Annotated in this window: 21 protein-coding genes and 3 pseudogenes; 15 read left to right on the forward strand and 9 right to left on the reverse strand. The window is 68.2% G+C overall.

The window, feature by feature from the left end; translation table 11 throughout:
* Positions 1–594: 594 nt before the first annotated feature.
* Positions 595–1158 carry a hypothetical protein gene (locus KY462_04180; protein MBW3576934.1) on the reverse strand — a complete coding sequence of 188 codons (564 nt, stop codon included), beginning with the start codon at positions 1156–1158 and terminating at the stop codon, positions 595–597.
* Between the two features lie 198 nt (positions 1159–1356).
* Between KY462_04180 and KY462_04185 the strand changes: the two genes are divergently transcribed.
* On the forward strand, positions 1357–1662 hold the full coding sequence (locus KY462_04185) for a hypothetical protein (protein MBW3576935.1): 306 nt from the start codon (positions 1357–1359) through the stop codon (positions 1660–1662).
* A gap of 225 nt (positions 1663–1887) precedes the next feature.
* Here the strand turns inward: KY462_04185 and KY462_04190 are convergent, their stop codons facing one another.
* The gene (locus tag KY462_04190; protein ID MBW3576936.1) at positions 1888–2061 is read right to left on the reverse strand and encodes a hypothetical protein; all 174 of its coding nucleotides are present in this window, start codon (positions 2059–2061) and stop codon (positions 1888–1890) included.
* Positions 2062–2269: 208 nt separating this feature from the next.
* Here KY462_04190 and KY462_04195 point away from each other — a divergent pair, with 208 nt between their 5' ends.
* Complete coding sequence (locus KY462_04195; GenBank protein ID MBW3576937.1) at positions 2270–2617, forward strand: hypothetical protein; 348 nt, start codon at positions 2270–2272, stop codon at positions 2615–2617.
* Positions 2618–3118: 501 nt separating this feature from the next.
* Here the strand turns inward: KY462_04195 and KY462_04200 are convergent.
* Positions 3119–3574: a VOC family protein gene (locus tag KY462_04200; protein ID MBW3576938.1), complete on the reverse strand. Its 456-nt coding sequence runs from the start codon at positions 3572–3574 to the stop codon at positions 3119–3121.
* Between the two features lie 216 nt (positions 3575–3790).
* Between KY462_04200 and KY462_04205 the strand changes: the two genes are divergently transcribed.
* The 3 genes and pseudogenes from KY462_04205 (at position 3791) to KY462_04215 (ending at position 6947) form a co-directional block, all read left to right on the forward strand.
* Positions 3791–4225, forward strand: a complete 435-nt coding sequence (locus KY462_04205; GenBank protein MBW3576939.1) for a hypothetical protein — start codon at positions 3791–3793, stop codon at positions 4223–4225.
* Between the two features lie 262 nt (positions 4226–4487).
* Entirely contained in the window at positions 4488–5954 is a 1467-nt protein-coding gene (locus KY462_04210) for an FAD-dependent monooxygenase (GenBank protein ID MBW3576940.1), read from the forward strand.
* A 427-nt stretch (positions 5955–6381) separates the two neighbouring features.
* Positions 6382–6947 (forward strand): annotated as a pseudogene (locus tag KY462_04215) (dihydrofolate reductase family protein).
* An 88-nt stretch (positions 6948–7035) separates the two neighbouring features.
* On the opposite strand, the pseudogene KY462_04220 reads toward KY462_04215, so the two are convergent.
* Positions 7036–8133 (reverse strand): annotated as a pseudogene (locus KY462_04220) (IS3 family transposase).
* A gap of 107 nt (positions 8134–8240) precedes the next feature.
* Positions 8241–9047 carry a DUF2470 domain-containing protein gene (locus KY462_04225; GenBank protein ID MBW3576941.1) on the reverse strand — a complete coding sequence of 269 codons (807 nt, stop codon included), beginning with the start codon at positions 9045–9047 and terminating at the stop codon, positions 8241–8243.
* A 340-nt stretch (positions 9048–9387) separates the two neighbouring features.
* Here KY462_04225 and KY462_04230 point away from each other — a divergent pair, with 340 nt between their 5' ends.
* Positions 9388–9675 carry an epoxide hydrolase N-terminal domain-containing protein gene (locus tag KY462_04230; protein ID MBW3576942.1) on the forward strand — a complete coding sequence of 96 codons (288 nt, stop codon included), beginning with the start codon at positions 9388–9390 and terminating at the stop codon, positions 9673–9675.
* Positions 9624–10088 (forward strand): alpha/beta hydrolase, encoded by a 465-nt coding sequence (locus tag KY462_04235; protein ID MBW3576943.1) that lies wholly within the window; start codon positions 9624–9626, stop codon positions 10086–10088. Before KY462_04230 ends, KY462_04235 begins: the two co-directional genes overlap by 52 nt.
* Positions 10089–10317: 229 nt before the next feature.
* On the opposite strand, the gene KY462_04240 is transcribed toward KY462_04235, so the two are convergent.
* Together KY462_04240 and KY462_04245 are read right to left on the reverse strand one after the other, a co-directional pair.
* Positions 10318–10875: a hypothetical protein gene (locus KY462_04240; protein MBW3576944.1), complete on the reverse strand. Its 558-nt coding sequence runs from the start codon at positions 10873–10875 to the stop codon at positions 10318–10320.
* 684 nt (positions 10876–11559) lie between these two features.
* Positions 11560–12148 (reverse strand): annotated as a pseudogene (locus tag KY462_04245) (dihydrofolate reductase family protein).
* A gap of 313 nt (positions 12149–12461) precedes the next feature.
* Here KY462_04245 and KY462_04250 point away from each other — a divergent pair.
* The 3 genes from KY462_04250 to KY462_04260 all read left to right on the forward strand — a co-directional run bounded on the left by KY462_04250 (position 12462) and on the right by KY462_04260 (position 13823).
* Positions 12462–13043 (forward strand): GNAT family N-acetyltransferase, encoded by a 582-nt coding sequence (locus tag KY462_04250; protein ID MBW3576945.1) that lies wholly within the window; start codon positions 12462–12464, stop codon positions 13041–13043.
* Between the two features lie 216 nt (positions 13044–13259).
* On the forward strand, positions 13260–13532 hold the full coding sequence (locus KY462_04255) for a hypothetical protein (protein MBW3576946.1): 273 nt from the start codon (positions 13260–13262) through the stop codon (positions 13530–13532).
* Between the two features lie 3 nt (positions 13533–13535).
* A complete protein-coding gene (locus tag KY462_04260; GenBank protein MBW3576947.1) occupies positions 13536–13823 on the forward strand; it encodes a type II toxin-antitoxin system RelE/ParE family toxin in 288 nt (95 codons plus the stop codon).
* 916 nt (positions 13824–14739) lie between these two features.
* Here the strand turns inward: KY462_04260 and KY462_04265 are convergent.
* Entirely contained in the window at positions 14740–15312 is a 573-nt protein-coding gene (locus KY462_04265; GenBank protein MBW3576948.1) for a dienelactone hydrolase family protein, read from the reverse strand.
* A gap of 81 nt (positions 15313–15393) precedes the next feature.
* Here KY462_04265 and KY462_04270 point away from each other — a divergent pair, with 81 nt between their 5' ends.
* Positions 15394–16158 (forward strand): WYL domain-containing protein, encoded by a 765-nt coding sequence (locus KY462_04270; GenBank protein MBW3576949.1) that lies wholly within the window; start codon positions 15394–15396, stop codon positions 16156–16158.
* 76 nt (positions 16159–16234) lie between these two features.
* On the opposite strand, the gene KY462_04275 is transcribed toward KY462_04270, so the two are convergent.
* Positions 16235–16405, reverse strand: a complete 171-nt coding sequence (locus tag KY462_04275) for a hypothetical protein (protein ID MBW3576950.1) — start codon at positions 16403–16405, stop codon at positions 16235–16237.
* 148 nt (positions 16406–16553) lie between these two features.
* Here KY462_04275 and KY462_04280 point away from each other — a divergent pair, with 148 nt between their 5' ends.
* The 4 genes from KY462_04280 to KY462_04295 all read left to right on the forward strand — a co-directional run bounded on the left by KY462_04280 (position 16554) and on the right by KY462_04295 (position 22955).
* Positions 16554–16898: a metal-sensitive transcriptional regulator gene (locus tag KY462_04280; GenBank protein MBW3576951.1), complete on the forward strand. Its 345-nt coding sequence runs from the start codon at positions 16554–16556 to the stop codon at positions 16896–16898.
* Between the two features lie 74 nt (positions 16899–16972).
* Positions 16973–19336, forward strand: coding sequence for a cadmium-translocating P-type ATPase (gene cadA, locus KY462_04285; protein MBW3576952.1), 2364 nt, complete (start codon positions 16973–16975; stop codon positions 19334–19336).
* Complete coding sequence (locus KY462_04290; protein ID MBW3576953.1) at positions 19333–19545, forward strand: cation transporter; 213 nt, start codon at positions 19333–19335, stop codon at positions 19543–19545. The genes cadA and KY462_04290 overlap by 4 nt, the downstream gene beginning before the upstream one ends.
* Before the next feature lie 1136 nt (positions 19546–20681).
* Positions 20682–22955, forward strand: a complete 2274-nt coding sequence (locus KY462_04295; protein ID MBW3576954.1) for a choice-of-anchor B family protein — start codon at positions 20682–20684, stop codon at positions 22953–22955.
* The last annotated feature ends 595 nt before the right edge of the window (positions 22956–23550 follow it).

Here is a 23550-nt window from a genome sequence, read left to right on the forward strand (position 1 = left end):
TAGATGCGGACCCACCCGATGGCCTCGCGCAGCCAATTCACCGACGTCAGCTCCCCGTTCGTCGTATCTACAACCGTGCCAGACCGTCGTCCCCGGCGCCACGGAAAAGGTGCGTCGTTGATCGCGGCCCGCGGCGGGCTTCCTCCGCCGGCGGGCGGTGTCAGCGCGGAGCGCCGCGGCCGCGAGGAGAGGCACTCCTCGAGCAGGCCGGGGCTGAACTAGCCGACTCGCAATGCGGCTCACTCACGCTCACCCAGTGCTGGGCCGCCGATCGTGACCGTTCGGCGAGCCGCCAACCGCCTACTCAGCCAGCCAAAACAGCTGGGTTGCAGCCGGCGCAGGGGCTGCCTGAACGCCACGGCACAGCACTCGACCGCGGCTCCGGCCAACCGCGGCCCTCCCGCCATACACCGGTGGGCCGTTGTGCGGCGTCGGTCCGCTCACGCTGGGTTCAAGTTGTGCGACACCACGGCTTCCGCTCCAGCGGTGTGGTACGCGAATTCGCTAGGGCCCCAAGCGAACCCTTTCGTTACGCTCAACGAAACGACGAAGGCCCCCGGTGGACGATGCTGCACCAATTCGGGGACCTCAGGCTCAGTCGGTTGCGGCACCGGAAGGCGGCACCACTTCGACCACCACCTGCCCGCTGGTGCTCCCGGCCTCAAGCCGTAGTTCCCAACACCCAGGCTCTGGGATGTCGACAACCGAGGGAAATTGCTGCGCAGAGGCGATACGGTCGACGGCGCTAGGAAAACCGAACTCGACGCTCCTTCGTCCTCGGCTCAGGTTGATCGCCGTCACCTCAAGCGTGTCCATGTTCTGGTCGCCATCGACGAGCCACAACACTTTCACTTTGTTGCCGGATAGAGTTCGCCCCCCCGGTGGCATCTTCAGGGCACCGCTGTATCCGAGAGCCTCGTCGGCTGAATAGTAGAAGAGATGGCCAGTGATCCTGCCACCTGAACGCTCTGACCGGATCCATGGGATGCGCGGGCTGACGTCTCCACCCACGTAGTGGACCCGGCTCGAACGGCAGCGTTCATCTTCGAAGCCGAGCTGGCTGGCCGTGCCATCGTGACCACTGTGGTTCGCCCGAGAGCTCCGCTCGGCGGTGGAACAAGAGCCAACGACAACCACCATGGCAAGCAAGACACTCATTGACGCAACGCCTCGCCAGGTCAGTGCCCGCGACGGGCTAGAGGCGCGACAGCAGTGATCATCGTCTCCCTGACTCTCCGAGAGGATATCCACGCGGGAAATGAGGGTGAGACGGGTGCTACTGACCGAGCTTCCACCACTCGCGCTGTCGTCCGTTCGTCGCGTTGTCCCCGTCGCCTGTAGGGTTGTTGGTACGCGATGTGCGAGGTCACTGTGCTCCAACTCTCCCAGTCCGCCGCCGACGTGTTGCACCAAGCCCGAGACGAGCAGGACATCCCCGACGGCTACGGCGTCCGGGTGTCCGCCCAGGCCGGACCGGGCGGCCAGACCAGCCTCGCCGTGGGGTTCGCCGAGGCTCCCGCCGAAGGCGATGAGGTCACCGAGGAGGCCGGCATGGAACTCTACGTCTCCCAGGAGGTCGCCGGACCGCTCGCCGAGAGCATGATCGACGTGGAGAACACCGGCCAAGGTGCACAGCTCGTGGTGAAGCCCCAACAGGAGTGATTGGGCGCACGTCGGTGCCTAGCTCGTGGCGACGTCCTTGCCCAACGGCAACCGAACGTGCCGCAGATGGTGTGACGGCCGGCCCAAGGGGCCCGGTCGGAGAGCATCACGACACGGCCTCCGGCCCCGGCGACCACGGCCGCGACGTGTGCGGGTCCCAGGAACCCATCCGCGCCAGGCGGCCGGGGCACGTGCCGCGGCGAGGGGCGACGCGGTGGCCTGCCGTCAGGGCCGGCGTCCAGCTCGACCTCGCGGCCATCCGCGGAAGCGCTCGATCCCGATGTCGAACACGAAGTGGAGCGCCAGCAGCAGCAGGCCCAGCTCCAGGAAGTCGATGGCGCCGAGGCGCACGTCGAACAGCGCGAACAGGAAGCAGACGGCAGCGGCGAGCGCCAGCATGGTGCTCCTCCTCTGAGGTCGCCACCGCGGCCGCACGCCGACACTACGCAGCCTGCGCGCCCGCGGCCACGGCCGTCCGGGAACGCACCCCACGGGCGTCCGCGCCGCGGGCGGTCGCTCCGCCGGCAGGCCCGGGATGCCGCCGGAGGATGCGGGCGGGACGCCGTGGGGCCACGGGTACGCTCGGCGCCGTGCGACCTGGAGCAAGGTGAGCGAGGTCTCGATCGGTTACCGCACGATCGACTCGCATCCCGAAGCCGACCAGATGATCGAGAGCATGCGTCAGACGGGGGCCTGGCCCGCGGTGCAGGAGCTGCGCGGGTGGACCCGGCCGTGGCTCGAGGTTTCCGCCGGAGGTGCGGTCCTCGACGTGGGCTGCGGACTCGGCGAGGTGCTGATCGACCTCGCCGGCACGGGGATCGGGGCGCGTCCGGTTGGTCGGTGTGGACGAAAGCGAGACGGACGTCTGCGAGGTCTGGCGCTCCGCGCCGGCTGCGAGGACGTGCGTGTCCGCGGAGCCACCGCGGCCATCCGGATGGTCGCCCGACCTGAGTGAGGCGCCGCCCGGCTGGATGCCGCCACGGATCGTCGGACAGACCCTCCTGAGGACTTCGGTCTCTCCCAGGGCGACGCGCAGGAGCAGGTCGATGCGCTGGTCGAGGCGGCCCGTCGGGGGCGTTTCGAGCTGGCCGTGTCGCTCATGCGGTGACCACCAGACGACCGACGCCGGCCAAGGCGTCCTCCCGCGGGCCGCACGCCCGCGTGCACAGCCAGCGCACACCGCCGACCGGTGGCTGACGGCAGCGTCGTCGGGGATCCTCGGCTTCGACCTTCCTGCTAACACGACCGAGGGACCCGAGGCGGCGGTCAAAGGACGTCTCGGAGAGCTCTCCGCCGACGTGGAAACCCGGCTGTGCGCACTGTTGAGATGGGCAGCAAGCTCAACTGTTGCGCCACACCCGGACCCGCGGTGGCCAAGCCGGGGGAGGGGCCGTAGCCGCGTTTGTTTGCGGAGCCGCCCACGATCGCTGTCCCCGTGCGAGCAGCGTGGGCCTGCTCAGCTTCGGTCCCTCAGCTGAGCTGCTCGGCCCAGTGCGACGATGATGCCCTCGGGGCCGCGGACGTAACAGAGTCGATAGCTGTCCTCGTACTGCGCCACCTCGCCAACGAGTTCGGCACCGTGGGTGTGCAGGCGGGCAAGGACGTCCTCGATGTCTTCGACGGCGAACATGATGCGACGTATGCCGAGCGTGTTCGCCGGCGGATTTTCCGGCTCAGCGCTGATCGCCGTCGGTGTGTGGAACTTCGTCAGCTCAATCCAGCCGTGGCCGTCCGGGGTCCGCATCATTGCGATGTCGACTCGGACGTCGTCGAGCCCGACGACACGGTCGACCCAACGTCCCTCGACTGGCGCCTCACCCTCTAGCTCCATACCAAGTTCGACGAAGAACGCAGTAGCAGCCTCAAGGTCGTCGACAACGACGCCGACGTGGTCCATCCGCTGAATCGTCATCTCCCCGACTGTAGGGGTCGGACGGCTCGGCTATGTCGGTGAGGGATGGCGTCCACACGGACTCGATGTCGCTCGCCCTGCTCCTGCGGCGCCCTGAATAGGTTCGTGGACAGCCTCAGTAAAGTAATCCGAGGGTGGTGACGTGATCGGTCTGACCGATGGATTAGGCAACCGTCCGCCGTCGGAGAGTGTGGCGTGGGAAGCAAGGAGGAAGCCATGCGCAGCGCCGCCCTGGAAGCCCTCGACGTGCTCGTCGGCGAATGGTCGCTCACGCTGACGGACGCGTGGTTTCTCGAATCCAGAGATATCCGCCAGAACGGCCACGCGGTTGTTCGCTGGATCGGTGACGCCTTCATCGAGCTCGAGGCCGAGATGGAAGGCGAGCCCGTATGGCACTTCATGTTCGGCCGCAGCGACGCCAACGAGCGACTCATCGCGCTGTACCACGATCCGCGGCCCACATCGCGCGTCTTTCACATGACCTTCGGCAACGGCGAGTGGACTCTTCTCCGCGAAGATCCCGACTTCCACCAGCGTTTCGTCGCCACCGTCGCGAACGATCGGATCCACGGGCGCTGGGACGCCTCCGAGGATGCCGGCGCTACCTGGCGCAAGGACTTCGACCTGATCTTCGAGCGACCCGATCGCTGACGTCCACTCACGAAGGGTTGCAGACGGGGGAACTCCTCGACCACAGCTATGTGCGGATGATCTCGGCGACGGGCACGACCAGAACCACGGCTTCCGCGACGTGGGTGGCCGGTGATACGTGCCCTGGTGTAGCGGGGCGTCGGGCGTCGGCTTCCGGGCGTAGGCGACCGGCGGCATGAGACCGTTGCCTCTAGCGTCCGCCAGGGCTTCCGACAAGGTGATCCGATCGCGCCGGCCGGCGTGATCCGAGGGAAGTGTGGCGATGATCGACCATGCAGTGGTGATCGCGGGTGGAAGTCCGACCGGGCTGATGTTGGCGGGCGAGCTGGCGTTGGCGGAGATCGACGTCGTCATCGTCGAACGACGCGCCAGTCAGGATCTCGACGGATCGCGCGCCGGGGGTCTGCACTCCCGCACCATCGAGGTGCTCGATCAGCGTGGCATCGCGGAGCGGTTCCTCTCCGCGGGACAGGCGATGCAGGTCCAGGCGTTCGCCGGGATCCCGCTGGACATCAGCGACTTCCCCACCCGCCACAACTACGGGCTTGCGCTGTGGCAGAGCCACTTCGAGCGCATCCTGGCTGACTGGGTCGATGAGGTCGGAGTGCCGATCCTTCGTGGCCGGGAGGTCGTGGGCTTCGCTCAAGACGACACCGGCGTCGATGTCGAGCTGTCCGGCGACACGTCGCTCCGAGCGCAGTACCTCGTCGGGTGCGACGGAGGACGCAGCCTGATCCGTAAGGCAGCCGGCATCGACTTCCCCGGGTTGGATCCCTCGACCAGCTGGCTGATCGCCGAGGTCGAGATGGAGGAGGCGCCGGAGGTCGGCATGCGCCGCGAGGGTGGCGGCATCGGTCCCGTCAACCGGTTGGAGGGCGGAGGGCCGTACCGGGTCGTGCTGAAGGAGCAGCCCGACGAGAACGCCAGCGAGCCCACCCTGCAGGATCTTCGCGAGGCACTCATCGGCGCCTACGGGACGGACTACGGGGTGCACAGCCCGACCTGGATCTCCAGGTTCACTGATATGACGCGGCAGGCGGTGTCCTACCGCCACGGCCGTGTCCTGTTGGCTGGGGACGCCGCACACGTGCATCCCCCGCACGGCGGCCAGGGCCTCAACACCGGCGTGCAGGATGCCGTGAACCTGGGATGGAAGCTGGCGCAGGTGGTCAACGAGACATCACCCGAGAGCCTTCTGGACACCTACCACGCCGAACGGCATCCGGTCGGTGCCCGGGTGTTGCACAACACCATGGCGCAGGTCGCGCTCAGCAGCCCCGGCGACCGTCACGCAGCCCTGCGCGACATCATGACGGAACTGCTGAGCATGGACGGGCCGCGCAGGCGCATCGCCGCGATGCTCTCCGGTCTCGACATCCACTACGACCTCGGAGACGGACACCCGCTGCTCGGGCGGCGCATGCCCGACCTCGACCTGCACACCGCCGACGGTCCCAAGCGCGTGTACACCCTGCTGCACGACGCCCGGCCCGTGCTCCTCAACCTCGGTGAACCCGGCGACCGCGATATCACGCCATGGGCAGATCGAGTCCAGATGATCGACGCCGAACATGTCGGCACGTGGGAGCTCCCGGTGGTCGGCGAGGTCACAGCACCCGCAGCCGTGTTGATTCGCGCCGACGGCTACGTGGCCTGGGTGGGAGACCTCACCGACCCCGGGCTTCCCGACGCGCTGTCCACCTGGTTCGGAGCGCCAACGGCGGCGTAGCGCGAAGGGGACCTTGACCGGACCCCGTGGACCCATCCGTCTCGCGTGGGAGTCGGTCATTGGTGGGTGCAGGCATCAGGTTATACCGCTGGTTCCTGGTAACCCGAGGGCGTTGTCTCCTTGAGCCCCACCTCGATGAGGGGACGGGCCACTGTGCACGATTTGTGGGTGTTCGCCGGCTGGTTTGGTTTGCCGAACGAGTCGCAGACGGCGCTGGAGACCTTCCGCAGCAGCGGCCCTGACACGGAACAGCGCCCGGCGATGCTCACGGTGTCCGTTCAGAGTACGACATCGCCGACGTTCGGCCCGTGGCCGGGAAGGTGCCGAATGAATCGGCCGGACGGACTCTGCTGCGACCGATGAGATCGGCGCCGCGATCCCGTCGAATCGAACGACGACAAAACCCAGCGAGACGGGAACTGCGACCATGAAACTGACGACCATCACGATCGTCTCCGTCGACGGAGTGATGCAGGGACTCGGCGGGCCGGACGAGGACCGCAGCGGCGGATTCGAGCGCGGCGGATGGGTCACGCCGCTGTTCGACAACGAGGCCATGGCGTTTCTCAACCAGGCCTACCAGCGCGCCGACGCGTTCCTGTTCGGCCGGCGGACCTACGAGATCTTCGCCGGCTCCTGGGGCGCGGTGAAAGATCCGGGCATAAACCCCATCGCAGGTGCCTTGAACACGCAGCCGAAGTACGTCGCATCGACCACGCTCACCGAACCGCGCTGGGCGAACACGACTGTCCTCTCCGGTGACGTCGCGGCGGCCATCGGCGAGCTGAAAGCCAAGCCGGCGGGTGAGCTGCAGGTGCACGGCAGCGGCAGCCTGATCCGCTGGCTGTTCGACATCCAGCTTGTCGACGAGATCACCCTGCTCACCGTCCCGGTGGTCGTCGGCCAGGGCACGCGGCTATTCCCCGACACCGGCCCGGACACAGCCCTGACCTGGTCGACTCGCGAGCCACCCCGAAGGGGGTAACGATCTAGGTGTACCGGCCCAGCGGGCGCCCGCATATGCAACCGCCACCACCGACGTGAAGCACGTGACATAGGTGCCGCAGTCAGTGAGAGTCGATCATGGATGGGTGCGGCCTGCAGCGTAGACAGCTGGCGCCTGGTAGCCGAGCGCGGAGTGTCGCCGGGGTGGTTGTAGTCCCCTTCCATTCGCTGATCACCACCCGCGACTGAACCAGTGACGGAGTACATGTTGATGTTGAGGCATTCGTCGCGCACCCGGCTGTTAGCCGTTGCGCCAGGGCTGGCCGGGTGGGATGAAGTGCAGGCCGACGCGTTCGCCGGCCCAGTCGGCCACCGCGGCGCAGGCGAACTCGGGCCGTTGTCGCAGCGCAGCACGGCCGGATAGCCCCGGTCCACGGCGAGGCGGTCGAGTTCGTCGATCAGGTGTCGTCCGGTGATGTTGCGCTCGACCAGGCCGCCGAGGCATCCACGGGTGTGTTCATCCACAATAGACACGATCTTGATCGGTCGGCCGTCGGTGGTGGCGTCGAACTGGAAGTCCACCGCCCACACCACGTTCCGTGCATCTGCGGTCGGCGGGTTCGGTGTCCTTGAGGCGCCAGGCGCTTGCGTCGGCGCCGTTGTGGCACGCGCAGGCCCTCGTCGCGCCACAGCCGCTGGATCTTCTTGTGGTTGATCTTCCAACCCTCGGTGCGGGCGTCGTGATAGGCAGGACGAAACCCACGCCGGGGATGATCCTTGGCCCACGCCCGCAGCCAGGCCCGTAGTCCGGCGTCCGGGTCAGCCGGCGTGGTCGTGGCTGGACGCCGCCGCTGGGTGGATCGGTTCTGCCCGGTCACGCGGCAGGCGAACCGCTCCCTCACCTTCATCGTCCTCATCAGGTGGTGCACGGCCGCCCGCCACCGTTCCGGGCTCAGAAGTTTCCCCGGGAAATCTCCCTGAGTGCGGCCTTCTCCAGCTCCGCGTCGGCCAGCAGCCGCTTGAGCGTGGCGTTCTCCCGCTCCAGGTCCTTGAGCCGCTTGGCGTCGTCGGCGTTCATCCCGCCGAACTGGGTGCGCCACCGGTAGTACGTCTGCGCGGAGACCTGCAGCTCACGGCAGACGTCAGCGACGCCCTTGCCCTCGTTCAGCATCCGATCAGCGGTCGCCAGCTTGCGCACGACCTGCTCCGGCGTGTGCTCCTTCCTCGTAGCCATGTTGATGTCGAGCCTTCCTGTCCGCAACGTGGGCCGCAAGACTCTCAAACGACCTGGACTGAGGAGGTCAGCCGGCGCCAGGCGGTGACCGGGCCGGCCGTCCCCGATCATCCCTGCGTAGCACATACCAGTGCGATCATCGCCTCGCGCGCCCGTGAGCCATCGGTGAGCGGCTCGCCGAAACCGATGCGCCCGAAGGCCACCGCCGGCTCGTCATCGGCAGCCGCCAGATCCAGCCGCAGCTCGAACCCGTAACGGTCACAGGACAACATCGTGACGTCGGTGACCTCCCCGTCGACATCGAGATAGTGGCCCACCATGGCACGCATGTGGCCTCGGTGATCGTCGTTCATGTGCGCGACGATGCCGTCCTCCGCGGGCGCGATCGGATCCGGCTCCGCGGTCCGGTAGGCCTGCGCGTCAACCCAGCTCATCTCCCCGAAGCCGCGTACGTACCGAACGGCGACGACCTCCAGGCGGTGCACGCCGAAGTCGGGGAACTCCGCCCAGTACGCTCCCGGATGGGCCGTGAGGTAGGTCGCCGTGGCCGCGTCCTGGTTGTCCTCCCCGACCGCAACCATCTCCCCGAGCAGGGTGGCCCGAGCCCCGGCCAGCCGGCTGGTGCCACTCGGCTCCGGTGCGGCCACCATCAGCGAGCAGCGGCGGTCCTCAGCCAGGTTGCGGGCGTGCTCGGCCATGGTGCTCATCAGCACCAGCGGGGTCCCCTCCTCGTCCAGCGCGTAGGTCGCCACGGACCCGAACGGGTAGCCGGCGGGCTCCACCGCCACCGTGCTCAGCGTCCCGCTGTCGCAGGTTGCGACCAGCGTCCGCGTGCGCTCCGCGTGGGTCGGGGCCCGGGCGCCGGGCTGGGTGTACGTCGGCGGTCCGCCGTGGGAATGCGGATCCTCGCTCATGGCTCCTCGCCGGTCGTCGTCCTCGGGGCGGGAACCCTACGCCCCGCCGGCTAGGCGGCCCGTACTCGGTGCGGGACCGACCCGCAAGCCGCGGTCGTCCGGCGCGGCGGACAGCACGCGTCATCGGACCGGATTACGTCGTGTAGGCCGCCCACAACGGCAGGTGAACGAGCGACGCAGCTTCCCGGCGACCCGGCCATCGCTTGCGTCGACTCCCGCATCAGGTGAGGGGTGTCAAGACCCGAACGGTGACGGCCGCTGCCGACGCGGCCGCTCGACCGGAAGGCTGCAGTGATGTCCGCCCGTCCTCGGCTCTTCCGGTCTCGACGTCTCCGACGACGTGCTCGACGATCTTCGGGACCGGCTCGTGCGCACGCGGTGGCCCGACGAGATCTCGGGGTCGGGCTGGGAGTACGGCTCGAGTCTCGGGTTCATGCAGCGCCTGACGTCGCATTGGCGGGCGGCTTCGACTGGCGGGCACAGGAGGCCAAGCTCAACGCGTACGAGCAGTACCGCATCCCGCTCGACGGCATCGACCTGCACTTCATCCACCAGCCGGGCGTCGGGCCGCGACCGTTGCTGCTGCTGCACGGGTGGCCGGGGTCGGTGTGGGAGTTCCGCGACCTGATCCCGAGGCTCACCGACCCCGGCCGTTTCGGAGGCGACCCGGCGGACGCCTTCACGGTGGTCGCTCCGTCACTTCCCGGTTTCACGCTCTCGTTCACCCCGGGCCAGCCGCGGCCGGGCATCGTCGAGATGGCCGAGCTGTTCGCACCTCTGATGGTCGCGGTTCTCGACTACCGCCAGTTCGCCGCTCAAGGCGGCGACCGGGGCGGTTACGTCGTCGGCCGGCTCCGCACACGCCCATGCGGACAAGGTGGTCGGCGTCCACCTGAACTTCCTGCCGGTTCCGTTGGACCTGCGGTTCCCCGAAGCTCACCGACGAAGTTCGCGCCTACCAGGACGAGACCGTCACTGGCAGACCGAAAAGACTGGCTACAGCCGGGTCCAGGGGACGCGCCCGCCCCGCTCGTTGGCTGAGCAGATGTTCAACATCCAGCGATGGACGCAGATGCCGCGCGGCGGACACTTCGCAGCACTCGACGCACCGGGTGCTCGCCTCAGACATCGCCGAGTTCTTCCGTTCACTCCCAGAGCGCTGACCAGCCGAGCGCCGAGAACAACGAAGTCCGGCAACGGTCCCGTGCAGGCGTTACAGCAGGTAACGCCCAGCGATGTTCCGAACAGCGGGCCTCGGCGTCGTCAAGCATCACTGGCTTACTCTCCCCTGACGCCGAATGTGCCGATACGCGAACCAACTGCCACCCGACAGCAGAGCGACCAACGCGAGCGCGACCGCCATGCCAGCCGCCCCTTCGAGTGCCCTCCGATCCGCACCTGCATTCCCAGTCGCGACAGGTCCTCGCGTGGAGTCGGGTCTGAGTCGGGCGACGAGAGGTTCGGCCGCCTCAGCCACAAGGCAGTCGTTGGTTCGAAACCCGCCTTCCTCCGTGGCGATGATGTAGCGAGTCCCCGGCACAAGTTGGGCGTCGACGGATGTGTAGCTCTTGGAGATCACGTTGAGCGGCCACCACGGAGGGTCGGCGTGTCTCGTCTGTACCACGACCGACGGTGCAAGGTCGGGACCACGCCATGTCTCCTCAACGTCCACGCGGGCGTAGTAGTGATTCCTCTCAACGACGGTACCTACGAAAACCATCTGCTTGCCCGCGATTAGCTTCACCGGGTCCGCCGCGCACGAAGCGCCGGCGGAAGCCGTCGTCATGGTGCTGAGCAGCACGGCGATTATCGCGACGGCCGGATACATCCGAAGCCGAGAACCTGCCATCGGACTTTTCCTCGCGATGATGCGCCGATGCTAGACGAGAAACTCTCTCTTGCTATGACGTCAGCCGCTGGCTCCTGGTTCCGCGGCCCACCGGTTGCCGTGACCCACTCCGATTCCGGGAAGAGTGCCAAGCATCGATGCAACCGGCGATACCGCGTTGAAGAGTTGCGCCATATCCGCTGCCATGGCGAGGCCGTTCCGGCGTCCGCCCACGCGAAACCACTGCGATGCTGACAGCGGCTGTTCGTCCTGCCAGGGTGAGCGCCCGAGATGTCCGTCGCCGGTCTGGCTCGCGTCACCACTGACCGCGTGTCTGGGAACCGATCCGTCGTCCGGTGGGCGGCATTTCGCAGGCACAGCGAGGGCCGGGCCTCCGTGACCTGATAGCGTCCTATGTCAAGCGGCAGCCGGGATGGCGGGTGCTGGGGCTCGGTCAACGTCGTCTCGGATGCGCCGGTAGACGACCTTGGCGAGCTGTCGCTTCAAGCAGCGCATGGCCTCCTTACGGCTCTTACCCTTGTTGATCTTGCAGCGGCAGTAGTCCCGACCAGGACCTGGGTGGATGCGCCAATGTGCCGGGAGCGCGCTGCACGTGACCGTGGCACGTCGGCCTGTACCCGGTGGCGAAGGATTCGATCGCTCTGGGACCGGCGGGAGCCGTCGTCACACCGCTGCTGGCTCGACGGCGTACTGGGCGAGAACGATCCCGGAGCCGTCCCAGGTACGGGTGCCGACGAGCCGCAACGAGATCGGGGGCCGGCCTTCGAACGCGGGCGTGCCTGCGCCGAGTACGCCGGCGCCGATCATCAGGTGCAGCTCATCGACCAGATCGTTGGCCAGCAGGTCGTTCCACAGTGTGTGGCTGCCGAAGATCAGGATGTCACGGCCTGCCCCCCCTTGAGCTCCCGGATCCGTTCGTGCGCGTCGGCCAGCCTCACGATGCGAGTGTTCTGCCACGGTGCGGTCTGGTCAGACGTCAGGCGATCTGAGACGACCACCTCTCGATCGCGTTGTTGAGCCGTGAGATCTCTCTGACCACCGGTCGCGCGTCGGGGTCGTCGGCGATGGGCGGCCAGTAGTCCTTGAACCCTTCGTAGGACTTCCGGCAGAGCAGCAGCGTGTCGGCGGTCCGCAGCCGCTCGGCGTTGTAGACGTCGAACGCCTCGTCGAACGGCAGGGCCATGACGTTGCCGCCCGGACCTTCGTCGTAGCCGTCGAGCGAGACGATGTTGCAGACGATCACCTGACGCATCCTGAGGCCTTCCCGGACGTGCTCCGTGGGCGCGTCTCATTGGTTGAGACGCCGCGCTCTCCGCGAACTCATCGATGGAAGACGTGGCCGGCAGAACGCAGTCGCGCCGATGAACCTAGAGAACGGCGTTCTTCGACGCTGTCGGAACGCGGCAGTTGCAGTTCGCGTGACGCGATCCTGCACCAAGTTCAACCCTCGCGCCATTGTCTCGTAGGAGACGGGGTCGGTGTCTGCCAGGACCAGAGTTGGTTCTGGCGCCGATGACTGACGCGTCCCTCGTATCATGCGGGGCAACCGCGAATCGGCGCATGCTGTGTCCAGGGACAGCAACCGTGAGCAGGACCCCGGGGACGTCCGGGTGGTCTTTCGTCGTCTGACCGACGACGACCTTCCGCTGCTGTACCGGTGGCTCAACGAGCCAGGCGTGGTTCGCTGGTGGGAAGGCGACGACGTCACTTGGCCCGCTGTCGTGCGCGACTACGGCTCGGCGTCGACGGACGCCGCCGAGCGCTGGCTCGCGCTCCTCGAAGGCCGGCCGATCGGGTGGATTCAGTGTTACCTCGCTGCCCACTACGTCGGGGAGGCCGAACCCGAGGCGTGGTGGGGGCTCGGCGTCGACCGCACTGCCGCAGGGATCGACTACCTCATCGGGGAGCCCACCGAGCGAGGTAAGGGACTCGGCACGAGGATGATCGGGGGTTTCGTCCAGGACGTCGTAGTCCTGCGACACCCGGACTGGACGCAGGTTTGCGCATCGCCGGTGTCGGCGAACGTCGCGTCGTGGCGGGCGCTCGAGAAGTCGGGCTTCACCTTCCGCGGCGAGTTCGCGAGCGAGCACGGACGCTGCCGGCTCATGGTCTTGGAGAGGGCAGCGATCGAGCGTCGGTCACCGTGAAGAATCCGAGGGAGCACCTGTCGTATCCACTGCTCCAGGGGGTGCAGACGCGGCACAGAGTTCTCCGCCGGGTGTCCTTGATTTCAAGATTTGCGCCCGAGGGCCGAGCGGGCATTACTCCCGCATCGGCGTTTCGATTGCACCTCGCGCGTAGGGTTCAATTCGTCGGTGTTCGATTTGCGCGGGCCATGGCGTGCTCACTACACGATCCGTGTCATGACGTGTATCCTTGAGGGCATGGCATCGCAGCGGCTGAACATAACCCTCGACGACGAACACGCCAGCAAGCTGGCACGCCTGGCGTCACGGGTCCACGTCAACGAGGGCACACTGGCACGATCGTTGCTCTCCTCAGCGATCGACGACGCCGACCCAGATCCTGACACGGTCGTCGCTGTGCTTGACGGCATCGACGGGGCGTGGGAACGCGCGCAGCTCGGTCGCCGCCAGGCAGCCGAAGGTGACACGGTCGATCTCGACGACCTGTAGCCGGTGGCGCGAGTCGAATTCAGCCGGGCGGCCGTCGAGGATCTCGATCGACTCATCGCTGTGCTCAGCTTGCCTGCGGACACGCGCGGCCGGGTCCGTCGCAGCCTCAGGCCCCTGACCGAGTTCCCACGCCTCGGCCCCGAACTGACCGGCCGCTGGCAAGGGACCCGGTTCCTGCTCGGCCCCTGGCGATGGATGGTGCTCGTCCACGAATACGTCGAGGACCAGGACAGGGTGGTTGTCCTCACCGTCCAAGACGCCCGATCATCGTCATCAGCAGCGCGCGAGTAGCCAACGGGACAACCGGACGTGGAGACCCCGCCCGATCGGCGAGCACGGAACCGCGCGTCCGATGCAACATCGCGGACTACAGGCCTCGCGGCGGATGGCCGTAGAGGCACGGGGTCGAGTTGCTTTCATCGGTTCTCAGGATGCTGTTCGACGCGCCCTTGAGCGCTCGCCCTTCGCACTCGTGCCGAGTGTTCGCCGAGTGCCCGATCGTCGAGTCCCATCCAGTGCAGCCCCTCAGCCTCAAGGGTTTCCCAGGAAGCTGTAGCGGACAACGCCGTCACCGAGGGGCTGAGGGTCCGCGTACTGGGTGCCCGTGACGTTACGGAAGGTGCACGTGGTCACGTTCACGGCGTCGACGAGAACCGCGGGGCACTCCTGGTTCCCAAAGTGCAGGAGTATCCGCACGTCGGCTGGTGCACCAGGACGGTGCAGCGCATAGGACGGGTCCACGTAGGACTGACCCGTCAGGTCCAGTAAGACGACTGTGCCCTTGTGGAAGCCAGCCGTCGCCTCGGGTAGCCCACCCATCCTGTCGTCCAGCTGCGATCCACGGATGCCCCTTTCACACAAGCAGCGTAGGGAGTGACGGGCTTGCCGGTCGCCATCCGTGTCCGCGATACGGCACAAACACCGTCAAACACGGTCGTTCGTGCGCCGGTGACGGTCGGCGACTTTCAAGTTAGTTCTCCATGCCCGCGCTGGACGGCACCCATGACCGGCTGGCCCATCGGGTGGCGTAGGTGCGACGCAGGGTCTCCTCCGCGCTCCCACAGGAGGATCGCTTCACCCTCATGCGGTTGCTCTCGCGGCTCGTCGCAACGTTCGAGTACACGGGCCTGTGAGTGCTACCTACTCACGGCCCGTCGAGAGCCACCTGGTTCGCAACCGATCGGGTACGTCGGGGTCCTGCGAGCGGTCAGCGTCTCATCAGCCAGGTGATGATCGTGTCGAGCATGGCGGTCGTGGCCTGGGCGTCGTGCTCGTGCCAGTCGGAGTCGGCGAACAGGTGCGCGTCGATCGGGTACTCGTGGTAGTCGAGCAGGTCGTCGGGGATGCCGGCGGTGGCTTGTATGGCGTCGTCTCGGTCGAACCAGGGGTCGTCGGCTGCGACGTGCAGCTGCACGGGGACGCGGGCCGGCCAGGCGTCGAGTCCCAGATGCTCCAGGCCGAGGGCTCCTTGGATCAGCACCGCGCCGCGGGCTCCGGGTCGGGTCGCTGCGAGTAGCTGTGCCGGGGCGGTACCCATCGAGAACCCTGCGTAGACCAGTTGTTCGGGCAGGTCATCGACGGCGTCCTGGGCCCGGCCGATCAGGATGGGGATACCGATCGTGTCGCGGTGGGCCACCGCGGCGTCGAGGTCGTCGAAGACCTCGCCGTCGAACAGGTCGGGGGTGTGCACCACGTGCCCGTGGTCGCGCAGGTGCTCGGCGAACCGGCCGATGGCCGGCCGCAGCCCCAGAGCGGAGTGGAAGACGACGATCTCGGCCATGACGAGCCTCCAAGATGTGTTGACCGCCGCCACCCTACGGACCACGATGGCACCGTCCTGTCACCGTTTCTGAGGGCGCTGGTGAACCGCACGGAGCGGCTGTACGCCATCGTCGAGGAGCTGCGGGTCGCGGGCCCCAGCGGTCGCACCGCGGGGTGGCTCGCCGACCGGTTCGAGGTCTCGACCCGCACGATCAAACGGGATGTGCGCGCGCTGGAACAGGCCGACGTGCCCATCTGGTCGGTGGACGGGCGCGGGGGCGGCTACCGGCTCCAGCGCAGCGCCGCCCTGCCTCCACTGAGCTTCACCGCCGGAGAGGCCACCGCGATCGCCGTCGCACTCGCTGCAGAACCGAGCCTGCCGTTCGGACCGGACGGGCGGACCGCCCTGGCCAAGGTGCTCGGCGCCATGGACGACACCCAGCGGCGACGAACCGACGACCTGGCATCACGCATCTGGATGGGAACGACGGCCGGCGACGGCCGACCTGCCGCCGCCAGGATCCTCGACGAGGCGCTGCGCGCTTCTCTGGTGGTCCACCTCGACTACCGGGATGCCGAGGGCCGGGGGACCAGGTCGCGTCCGGTCGAACCGCTGGCGTTCGCTCGGACCGGTGGCCACTGGTACCTGCTGGGGTGGTGCCGGGAACGCGAGGCCGGGCGCTGGTTCCGGATGGACCGCATCCAAGACGCCCGAGCCACCCGCGAGCAGTTCCCCCCGAGGGATCTCCACGAGGTGTTCGGGGCGGCACCTGACGACGCCCACCCGGTTGACATCCAGCCGAGGACCGGCACACCTCGAACACCCACGGGATCGCGAGGTCACGTCCGACGCGCCGCAACGTAGGTGCCGGAGTGTGTGGACGGACGCCATCCCAGGTAGGTCGTTCGCACGCCGGGCAGCAGCAGGAGCGCCAACACGATCACGCTGATGAGCGTTCCGGGAACCAGGTACAGAGCGAGCCGATCGCGAGAACCGCCATGGCCCACCAGGCCCACACCTGGCGCAAGGCGAAGGCGGCGATCGCCACCAGCCACGTCATGCCGTAGACGACGAAGAACCACTTCATCGTCGTCGACCGCGGATCGACCACGAGGCTTCGACCAGGCTCGCCAGGGTCCCAGTTGGTCCGCGTGCCCACCGGATGACGGCGTGAAGTAGTCGCCGACGATGAGTGCCCGAAGTTCGGTCTCGGGCGGCGCAACGAACAACATCACCCCACCCCACCTTGGGTGGGTAGGATGGACGGCATATCGACCGAGGAGACGCCGGTGCGCGCGGAACACGAACGGACGGTGCTGAACCGGCTGAAGACGGCCAGGGGTCAGCTCGACGGCGTGGTGCGGATGGTGGAGGACGGCGCCTACTGCCCCGACATGATGAAGCAGCTCGCCGCGGTGCAGGGGCTGCTGGAGGCGGCCAGCCGGACGGTGCTGCGCAACCACCTCGAGACCTGCGTGGCGGACGCGGTCCGCGCCGGCCGCACCGAGGAGATCGTGGACGAGCTGATGGAGACCCTGAAGTTCGACAAGCGGGCGCTGCGTCCCTCGCTCAGCGCGAGCGAGCTCGACGGCGCGCCGGCCTGACCGGGAGGACGCCCACCGTGACCGACACCACCACGTCGCCGCAGGAGCGCGCCCTCGACTTCCAGGTCGACGGGATGACCTGCGGCTCCTGCGCTGCTCGCGTGCAGAAGGTCCTCGGTGCCCAGCCGGGCGTCAGCGAGGCCGAGGTCAACTTCGCGACCGGCAAGGCGCGCGTGCGCCTCACCGAGGACGTCGACGAGCAGGCGCTCACGGACGCGGTGCAGCGCATCGGCTACGACCTGCGCCGCGCCGGCGTCACCACGCTCGACTTCGAGGTCGAGGGCATGACGTGCGGCTCGTGCGCTGCGCGGGTGCAGAACGCGCTGGCCGGCCAGCCGGGCGTGGCCCGCGCCGACGTCAACTTCGCGACCGCCCGAGCGCGTGTCGAGCTCGACCCCGGCGTCGCGAGCACGGAAGCCCTGCAGGCCGCCGTCGAGCGCGTGGGGTACGGCCTGTCGCCCGCCGCCGAGCTGTCGCGCGAGGTCGCCGGCGCGGAGGATCCCGAGGAAGCCGCGAAGCGCGCGTGGCTGCGCCGGGTGCTCATCGCCTGGCCGCTGGGTCTGGCGGTGATGGCCATCGCGATGCTGACCGGCGACTTCGGCGAGAGCGCTGCCGGCCGGTGGTGGCAGTTCGCGCTGACCACGCCGGTGCAGTTCTACGTCGGGTGGCCGTTCCTGCGCGAAGCCGGCAAGCGCGCCCGCCGGCTCACCGCGAACATGGACACGCTGATCGCGATCGGCACGCTCGCCGCCTTCCTCTACTCCACGGTGGTGCTGTTCACCGGCGGCGACGTGTACTTCGACACCGCCGCGCTGATCATCGCCTTCCTCGTACTGGGCCGCTACTTCGAGGCGCGCGCGAAGGGACGTGCGGGACGCGCCATCCGCGCGCTGCTCGAGCTGGGCGCCAAGGAAGCGACCGTCATCCGCGACGGCCGGGAGGTCACCATCCCGGTCGACCAGGTGGTCGTCGGCGATCTGCTGCGTGTCCGGCCCGGCGAGAAGATCCCCACCGACGGCGAGGTGGTGGACGGCGCCTCCGCCGTGGACGAGTCCATGCTGACCGGCGAGTCCGTCCCGGTCGAGAAGGCCGAGGGTTCCGCGGTGGCCGGTGCGACGGTCAACGCCAATGGCGTGCTGACCGTGCGCGCCAGCGCCGTCGGCGCCGACACCGCCCTGTCCCAGATCGTGCGCATGGTCGAGGAAGCCCAGGCCGGCAAGGCCGACGTGCAACGGCTGGCCGACCGCATCTCCGCGGTCTTCGTGCCGGTGGTCATGGTGGTCGCCGCGCTGACCTTCGTCGCCTGGTGGCTGCTCGCCGGCGAGGCGGTGGCCGGTCTGGTGGCCGCGGTAGCGGTGCTGATCATCGCCTGCCCCTGCGCGCTCGGGCTCGCGACGCCGACCGCCATCATGGTCGGCACCGGTCGCGCCGCGTCGCTCGGCGTGCTCGTCAAGGGCGTCGAAATGCTCGAACGCACCCGCACCATCACCACCGTCGTGTTCGACAAGACCGGCACCCTGACGAGGGGCGAGATGGCGCTCACCGACGTCGTCGCCGACGACGAGGACACGCTGCTACGGCTGGCCGGTGCCGTGGAGGACGCCAGCGAGCATCCGATCGGTCGCGCGATCGCCGGCGGTGCCCGGGACCGTGGCGTCGACCTGCCGACCGTGAGCGCGTTCGAGGCCGTCGCCGGCCACGGGGTCCGCGCCACCGTCGACGCCACCGAGATCATCGTCGGAAGCCGCAAGCTCGCTGCGGAGGGCGGGCTCGTGCTGCCCGAGCGGCTCGAGGACGCGGCGACGGCCCTCGAGGAGCAGGGGAGGACGGCCGTGTTCGCCGGTTGGGACGGCGAGGTCCGCGGTGTGCTGGCGGTCGCCGACACCCTCAAGGACGGTGCCGCCGCGGTCGTCGAGCGCCTCCACGGCATGGGCCTGGAGGTCGCGATGATCACCGGCGACAACGCCCGCACCGCCACCGCGATCGGCGACCAGGTCCGCATCGACCGGGTGCTGGCCGAGGTCCTGCCCGGGGACAAGAAGAGCGAGGTCGAGCGCCTCCAGGCCGAGGGACAGGTCGTGGCCATGGTCGGCGACGGCGTCAACGACGCCCCGGCGCTGGTCCAGGCCGACCTCGGCATCGCCATCGGCACCGGCACGGACGTCGCGATCGAGTCCAGCGACCTGACACTCATGCGCGGCGACCTGGACGGCGTGGTCACCGCCATCCAGCTGTCGCGGCGCACCTACCGCACCATCCTCCAGAACCTCGGCTGGGCGTTCGGTTACAACACGCTCGCGATCCCGCTCGCTGCCGTCGGCCTGCTCAACCCGATCATCGCCGGCGCTGCCATGGCGTTCTCGTCCGTCAGCGTCGTCACCAACTCCCTCCGGCTGCGCCGCTTCGGCCGCCGGACCGAAGCAGGAGGAGCAACATGACACAGGAGCACACCATCACCGTGGAGGGCATGACCTGCACCGGCTGCGAGCAGTCGGTCCAGCGCGCGGTCGGCGGGCTCGACGGCGTCGAGACGGTCAGCGCCGACCACGCCGCGGGCCGCGTCACGGTGCGCTTCGACGGAGACGCCGTCAGTGAGGACGCGATCGCCGCACGCATCCAGGAAGCGGGCTACACCATCCCCGCCTGACCCGCTCCGCGGTCGGTCGGTGGCCGTGACCGCGAGCCGTCACCACCGCCGTTGACTGGGGCTGCTTTGGCCTGCGTACGAGCTGAAGTTAGCTCGGCCGAGGTTGCGGTCGCGACGGCATGGCCGTCATGGCGCATAGCCACTTCGTGGTCGATCATGATGGCGGCGGTCGTTCATTCGGCTGAGGCGATCCCACTTGCGCGCCCGGAAGGGCGCCCGGCCGGTGGCACAATGTCACCGGCGCCGTAAACCCCTGGCAGAAAAGTCCCCGAAGTCGTCGACCTCCACGGATCCGTCATCCAGCAGGTTGGATCCGGGCTGCTGCGGCAGGGCGCTTCCCTGGCGCGTGTGCGGATGGCCGAACAGGGCCCACTTTCCTGCCCGAGCCGTTCGTCGGCGAGGATCACCCGTTCGAGGTCGCGGTCGGACGCTCACCGACCGACGGAGGAGAGTCCGCGGGTCCGGAGGGACGCTCCCCCTCCCGCGATGACGGGGCCGTACCGCCGTCCGATGCGCCCCGCCGTTCGTTGGATGCATCCCGGTGGCCCTCATCCGCCATGCTCGTGCGATCGAACCTGGATTCTCGTTCATGACGTTCGGTTGATGTTTCAGGCGAACGTGAACCGCCGTGGGTCCCGCTGTTTCCACTGACGATGGCCCTTCGCAGAGGTCGCAGACCAACGCTGGTGCGTCGCGGACAACGATCGCGCTGACGGTGCCGTCGTCATGCCCATACATCCCCATACATCTTCGTCGGCGCATCGCGGGCGACTCGCGGGCTGCGACGTCGAGGCGGCGCCCTTCACGCCGCAGCCGAATGAGCGGTATCCCGGCATAGGGGTGCGTCGTCGGGGCGGGTGGTCCCGGCGTGTTGGCGGTTTGAGGTTGCTCGGTGAGGCGCACGGGCTGCAAGCCTTCCGGTTTCTCGCTTCCACACCGAGAACCGGAGGTCCGCCCGTGGCCCGCCAAGACGGAAGTCGAACGGGCGATACGAACTGCGACAAGATCCTCGCCCCGGCTGACCTCCTGCGTCGTATGCTTCCGCCGGCGGGGCGTTCCCGCGGGGCGACGAGGACGGCCGCCGCCGATCGGCTCGACCCCTCATCTCGACAGAGCAACCGGCTGGAGAGGCTGTCATGAAGCCGTCGAAGAAGTCGTCGCGGGCGGCTGCCGTCCCGTTTGTGGTCGCCGCGCTCGTCGTGGCGCTGACCACGCCTGCGGCCGCCCATCCCGAAGGTCCGTCCCACCACGCTCCCGCGCCTCCGCACGCGACCGAGGTGATGAAGGCGTTCGCCGCCGACCAGCAGGAGCCGGCGAGCCTGGAGGCCACGGGCAGCGCGACCTGCACCGACGGCTTCGCCGCCGGCTATCCGTGCAGCAACGTCGACCTGCTGGCGTTCCTGCCGCTGTCCGACATCGGCGGGACGCGCAGCAACAGCGCTGCGAATGACATCTGGGGCTGGACCGACACGGCGAGCGGCAAGGAGTACGCCATAGTCGGCCGTGTGTTCGGCACGTCCTTCGTCGACATCAGCGACCCCTCCAACCCCGTCTACCTCGGCGAGCTGCCGACCCACGGTGCGTTCGGGTCGTCGTGGCGCGACATCAAGGTCTACGCCGACCACGCTTTCATCGTCAGCGAAGCCTTGAACCACGGCATGCAGGTCTTCGACCTGACGCAGCTGCGCAACGTGACGAGCCCACCGGTCACCTTCGCCGAGACCGCCTACTACAGCAGCGTCGGCTCGGCGCACAATGTCGCTATCAACGAAGCCAGCGGCTTCGCCTACGTCGTCGGCGCCAGCGGTAAGAACAGCTGCAGCGGCGGCCTGCACATGGTGGACATCCGGACCCCGACGAGCCCGTCGTTCGCGGGCTGCTTCAGCGCCGACGGCTACACCCACGACACGCAGTGCGTCATCTACGCCGGGCCGGACGCGGCGCGTGACGGCCGCGAGATCTGCTTCAACTCCAATGAGGACACCGTCACCATCGTCGACGTGACCGACAAGGCGACCCCGCTGATGCTGGCCCGCGTCGGCTACGCCGGTTCCGGCTACACCCATCAGGGGTGGCTCACCGACGACCAGACGTACTTCCTGCTCGACGACGAGCTCGACGAGCGGAACCTGGGGCACAACACGCGCACCCGGGTCTGGGACGTCTCCGACCTCGACGCGCCGACGCTCGTGGGGTCCTTCGACGGGGCGACGACGGCGATCGACCACAACCAGTACGTCCAGGGCCGGTTCAGCTACCAGGCGAACTACCGCGCCGGGCTGCGGATCCTCGAGCTGGTCGACGTGACGACGGCGAACCTGTCGGAGGTCGGCTACTTCGACGTCTACCCGACGGACGACAAGGCCGACTTCAACGGCGCGTGGAGCAACTACCCGTACTTCGCCAGCGGCGTGGTCGTTGTCAGCGGGATCGAGCAGGGTCTGTTCGTTCTGCGTCCGAACCTGGCCACAACCGGCAGCCCGCCGACCGCGACCGACATCGCGACGAACACCGACGAGGACACGTCGGTCATCGTGACCCTGAGCGGATCCGACGCCGAGACGTGTGAGCTCGGTTTCTCGATCGTCTCCGGGCCTGCGCACGGCAGCTTGAGCAGCCTCGACAACGCGGCCTGCATCAGCGGGACGCCCAACACCGACGCGGCGGCAATCGCCTACACGCCCGACGCCGACTACAACGGCCCGGACTCGTTCGCCTACCGCGTCACCGACGAGCACGGCAACAGCGGCGACGCCAGCGTGTCGATCACCGTCGCCCCGGAGAACGATGCGCCGATCGCCAGCAACGACAGCGCGAGCACGACCAAGAACACGAGCGTGACCGTCGACGTCCTCGCCAACGACAGCGACATCGACGGTGACACGCTGTCGGTGACCGAGGTGACGAACGTCAACAGCGGTGCCACCGTGACGATCAACGAGGACAACACGCTCACGTACACGCCGCCGACCGACTTCGTCGGTCCCGACGCGTTCGGCTACACCGTCAGCGACGGCAACGGGGGCACCGATTCCGCCGCCGTCGAGATGAGCGTCACCGAGGCGTTCATCCTGCACGTCGGCGACCTGGACGGCGCGAGTGTCAGCGAGGGCTCGACGTGGAACGCGCTGGTCACGGTGGAGGTGCACGACTCCAACGACGCGCTCGTCGACGGCGCCACGGTCTCGTTCTCGTGGAGGACCGAACGCGGGAGCGAGGGCGATGCCACCTGCGACACCGGCGCGACCGGGCGCTGCACGGTGTCGGTCAACGGCCTGCCGAAGCGTGACGGCAGCGTCACCTTCACCGTGACCGGCGTCACGAAGACGGACTACGCGTACGACGGCACCGCCAACCACGACCTCGACGGCGACAGCGACGGCACGTCGATAACCGTTCGCAAGCAGTAGACGCGCCGCCGCGAATGAGGCCGGCAGCATCCGCGCGAGTGCCGGCTCCTGCACCCCGGGGACCAACCGGCGCGCCGCACTTCGTCGCGCGACCCAACCGGCAGTACCCGCGAAACGCGGCAGGAACGGGAGCGTCCGCTGCCGTAGGAACGGTGGCGCGAATGCGTCCGCGACCGCAGCCGTCCAAGGCAACCGCATGCGCACGCGCGCAAGCTCGGGGTTCGCGATCGCGCAGCCCGCATGATCTACGCCTACGAGCATGGCCTCGTTACGGGGTGGTAGCCGAGCTCACGGATCGTGAGAGCCGTGAGGAGTCCGCGGACAGCGATCCCACAGCAGCTCGGATATCTGCGCGGGACCGGTCCACCGTCCGCGACGCCCTTTCGCGCCGTGCCGGGTGGCGCACGGTCGGCAAAGCCGCGTCCCGGTCGCCCGCGCGGGTGAGGCACGGGCGGGTGAGGCACGGGCGGGTGAGGGCATGGGCGAAAACGACACGATCCGCGCGCAGCGCGATCGCCGATCAAACGTCTACGACCCGCTCCACCAGTTCGCGGTTGATCGACTCATCGCTGCTGGTCGCCTCGTCACATCGGCT

The organism is Actinomycetota bacterium (genome assembly GCA_019347675.1).
Classification (GTDB): Bacteria; Actinomycetota; Nitriliruptoria; order Nitriliruptorales; family JAHWKO01; genus JAHWKW01.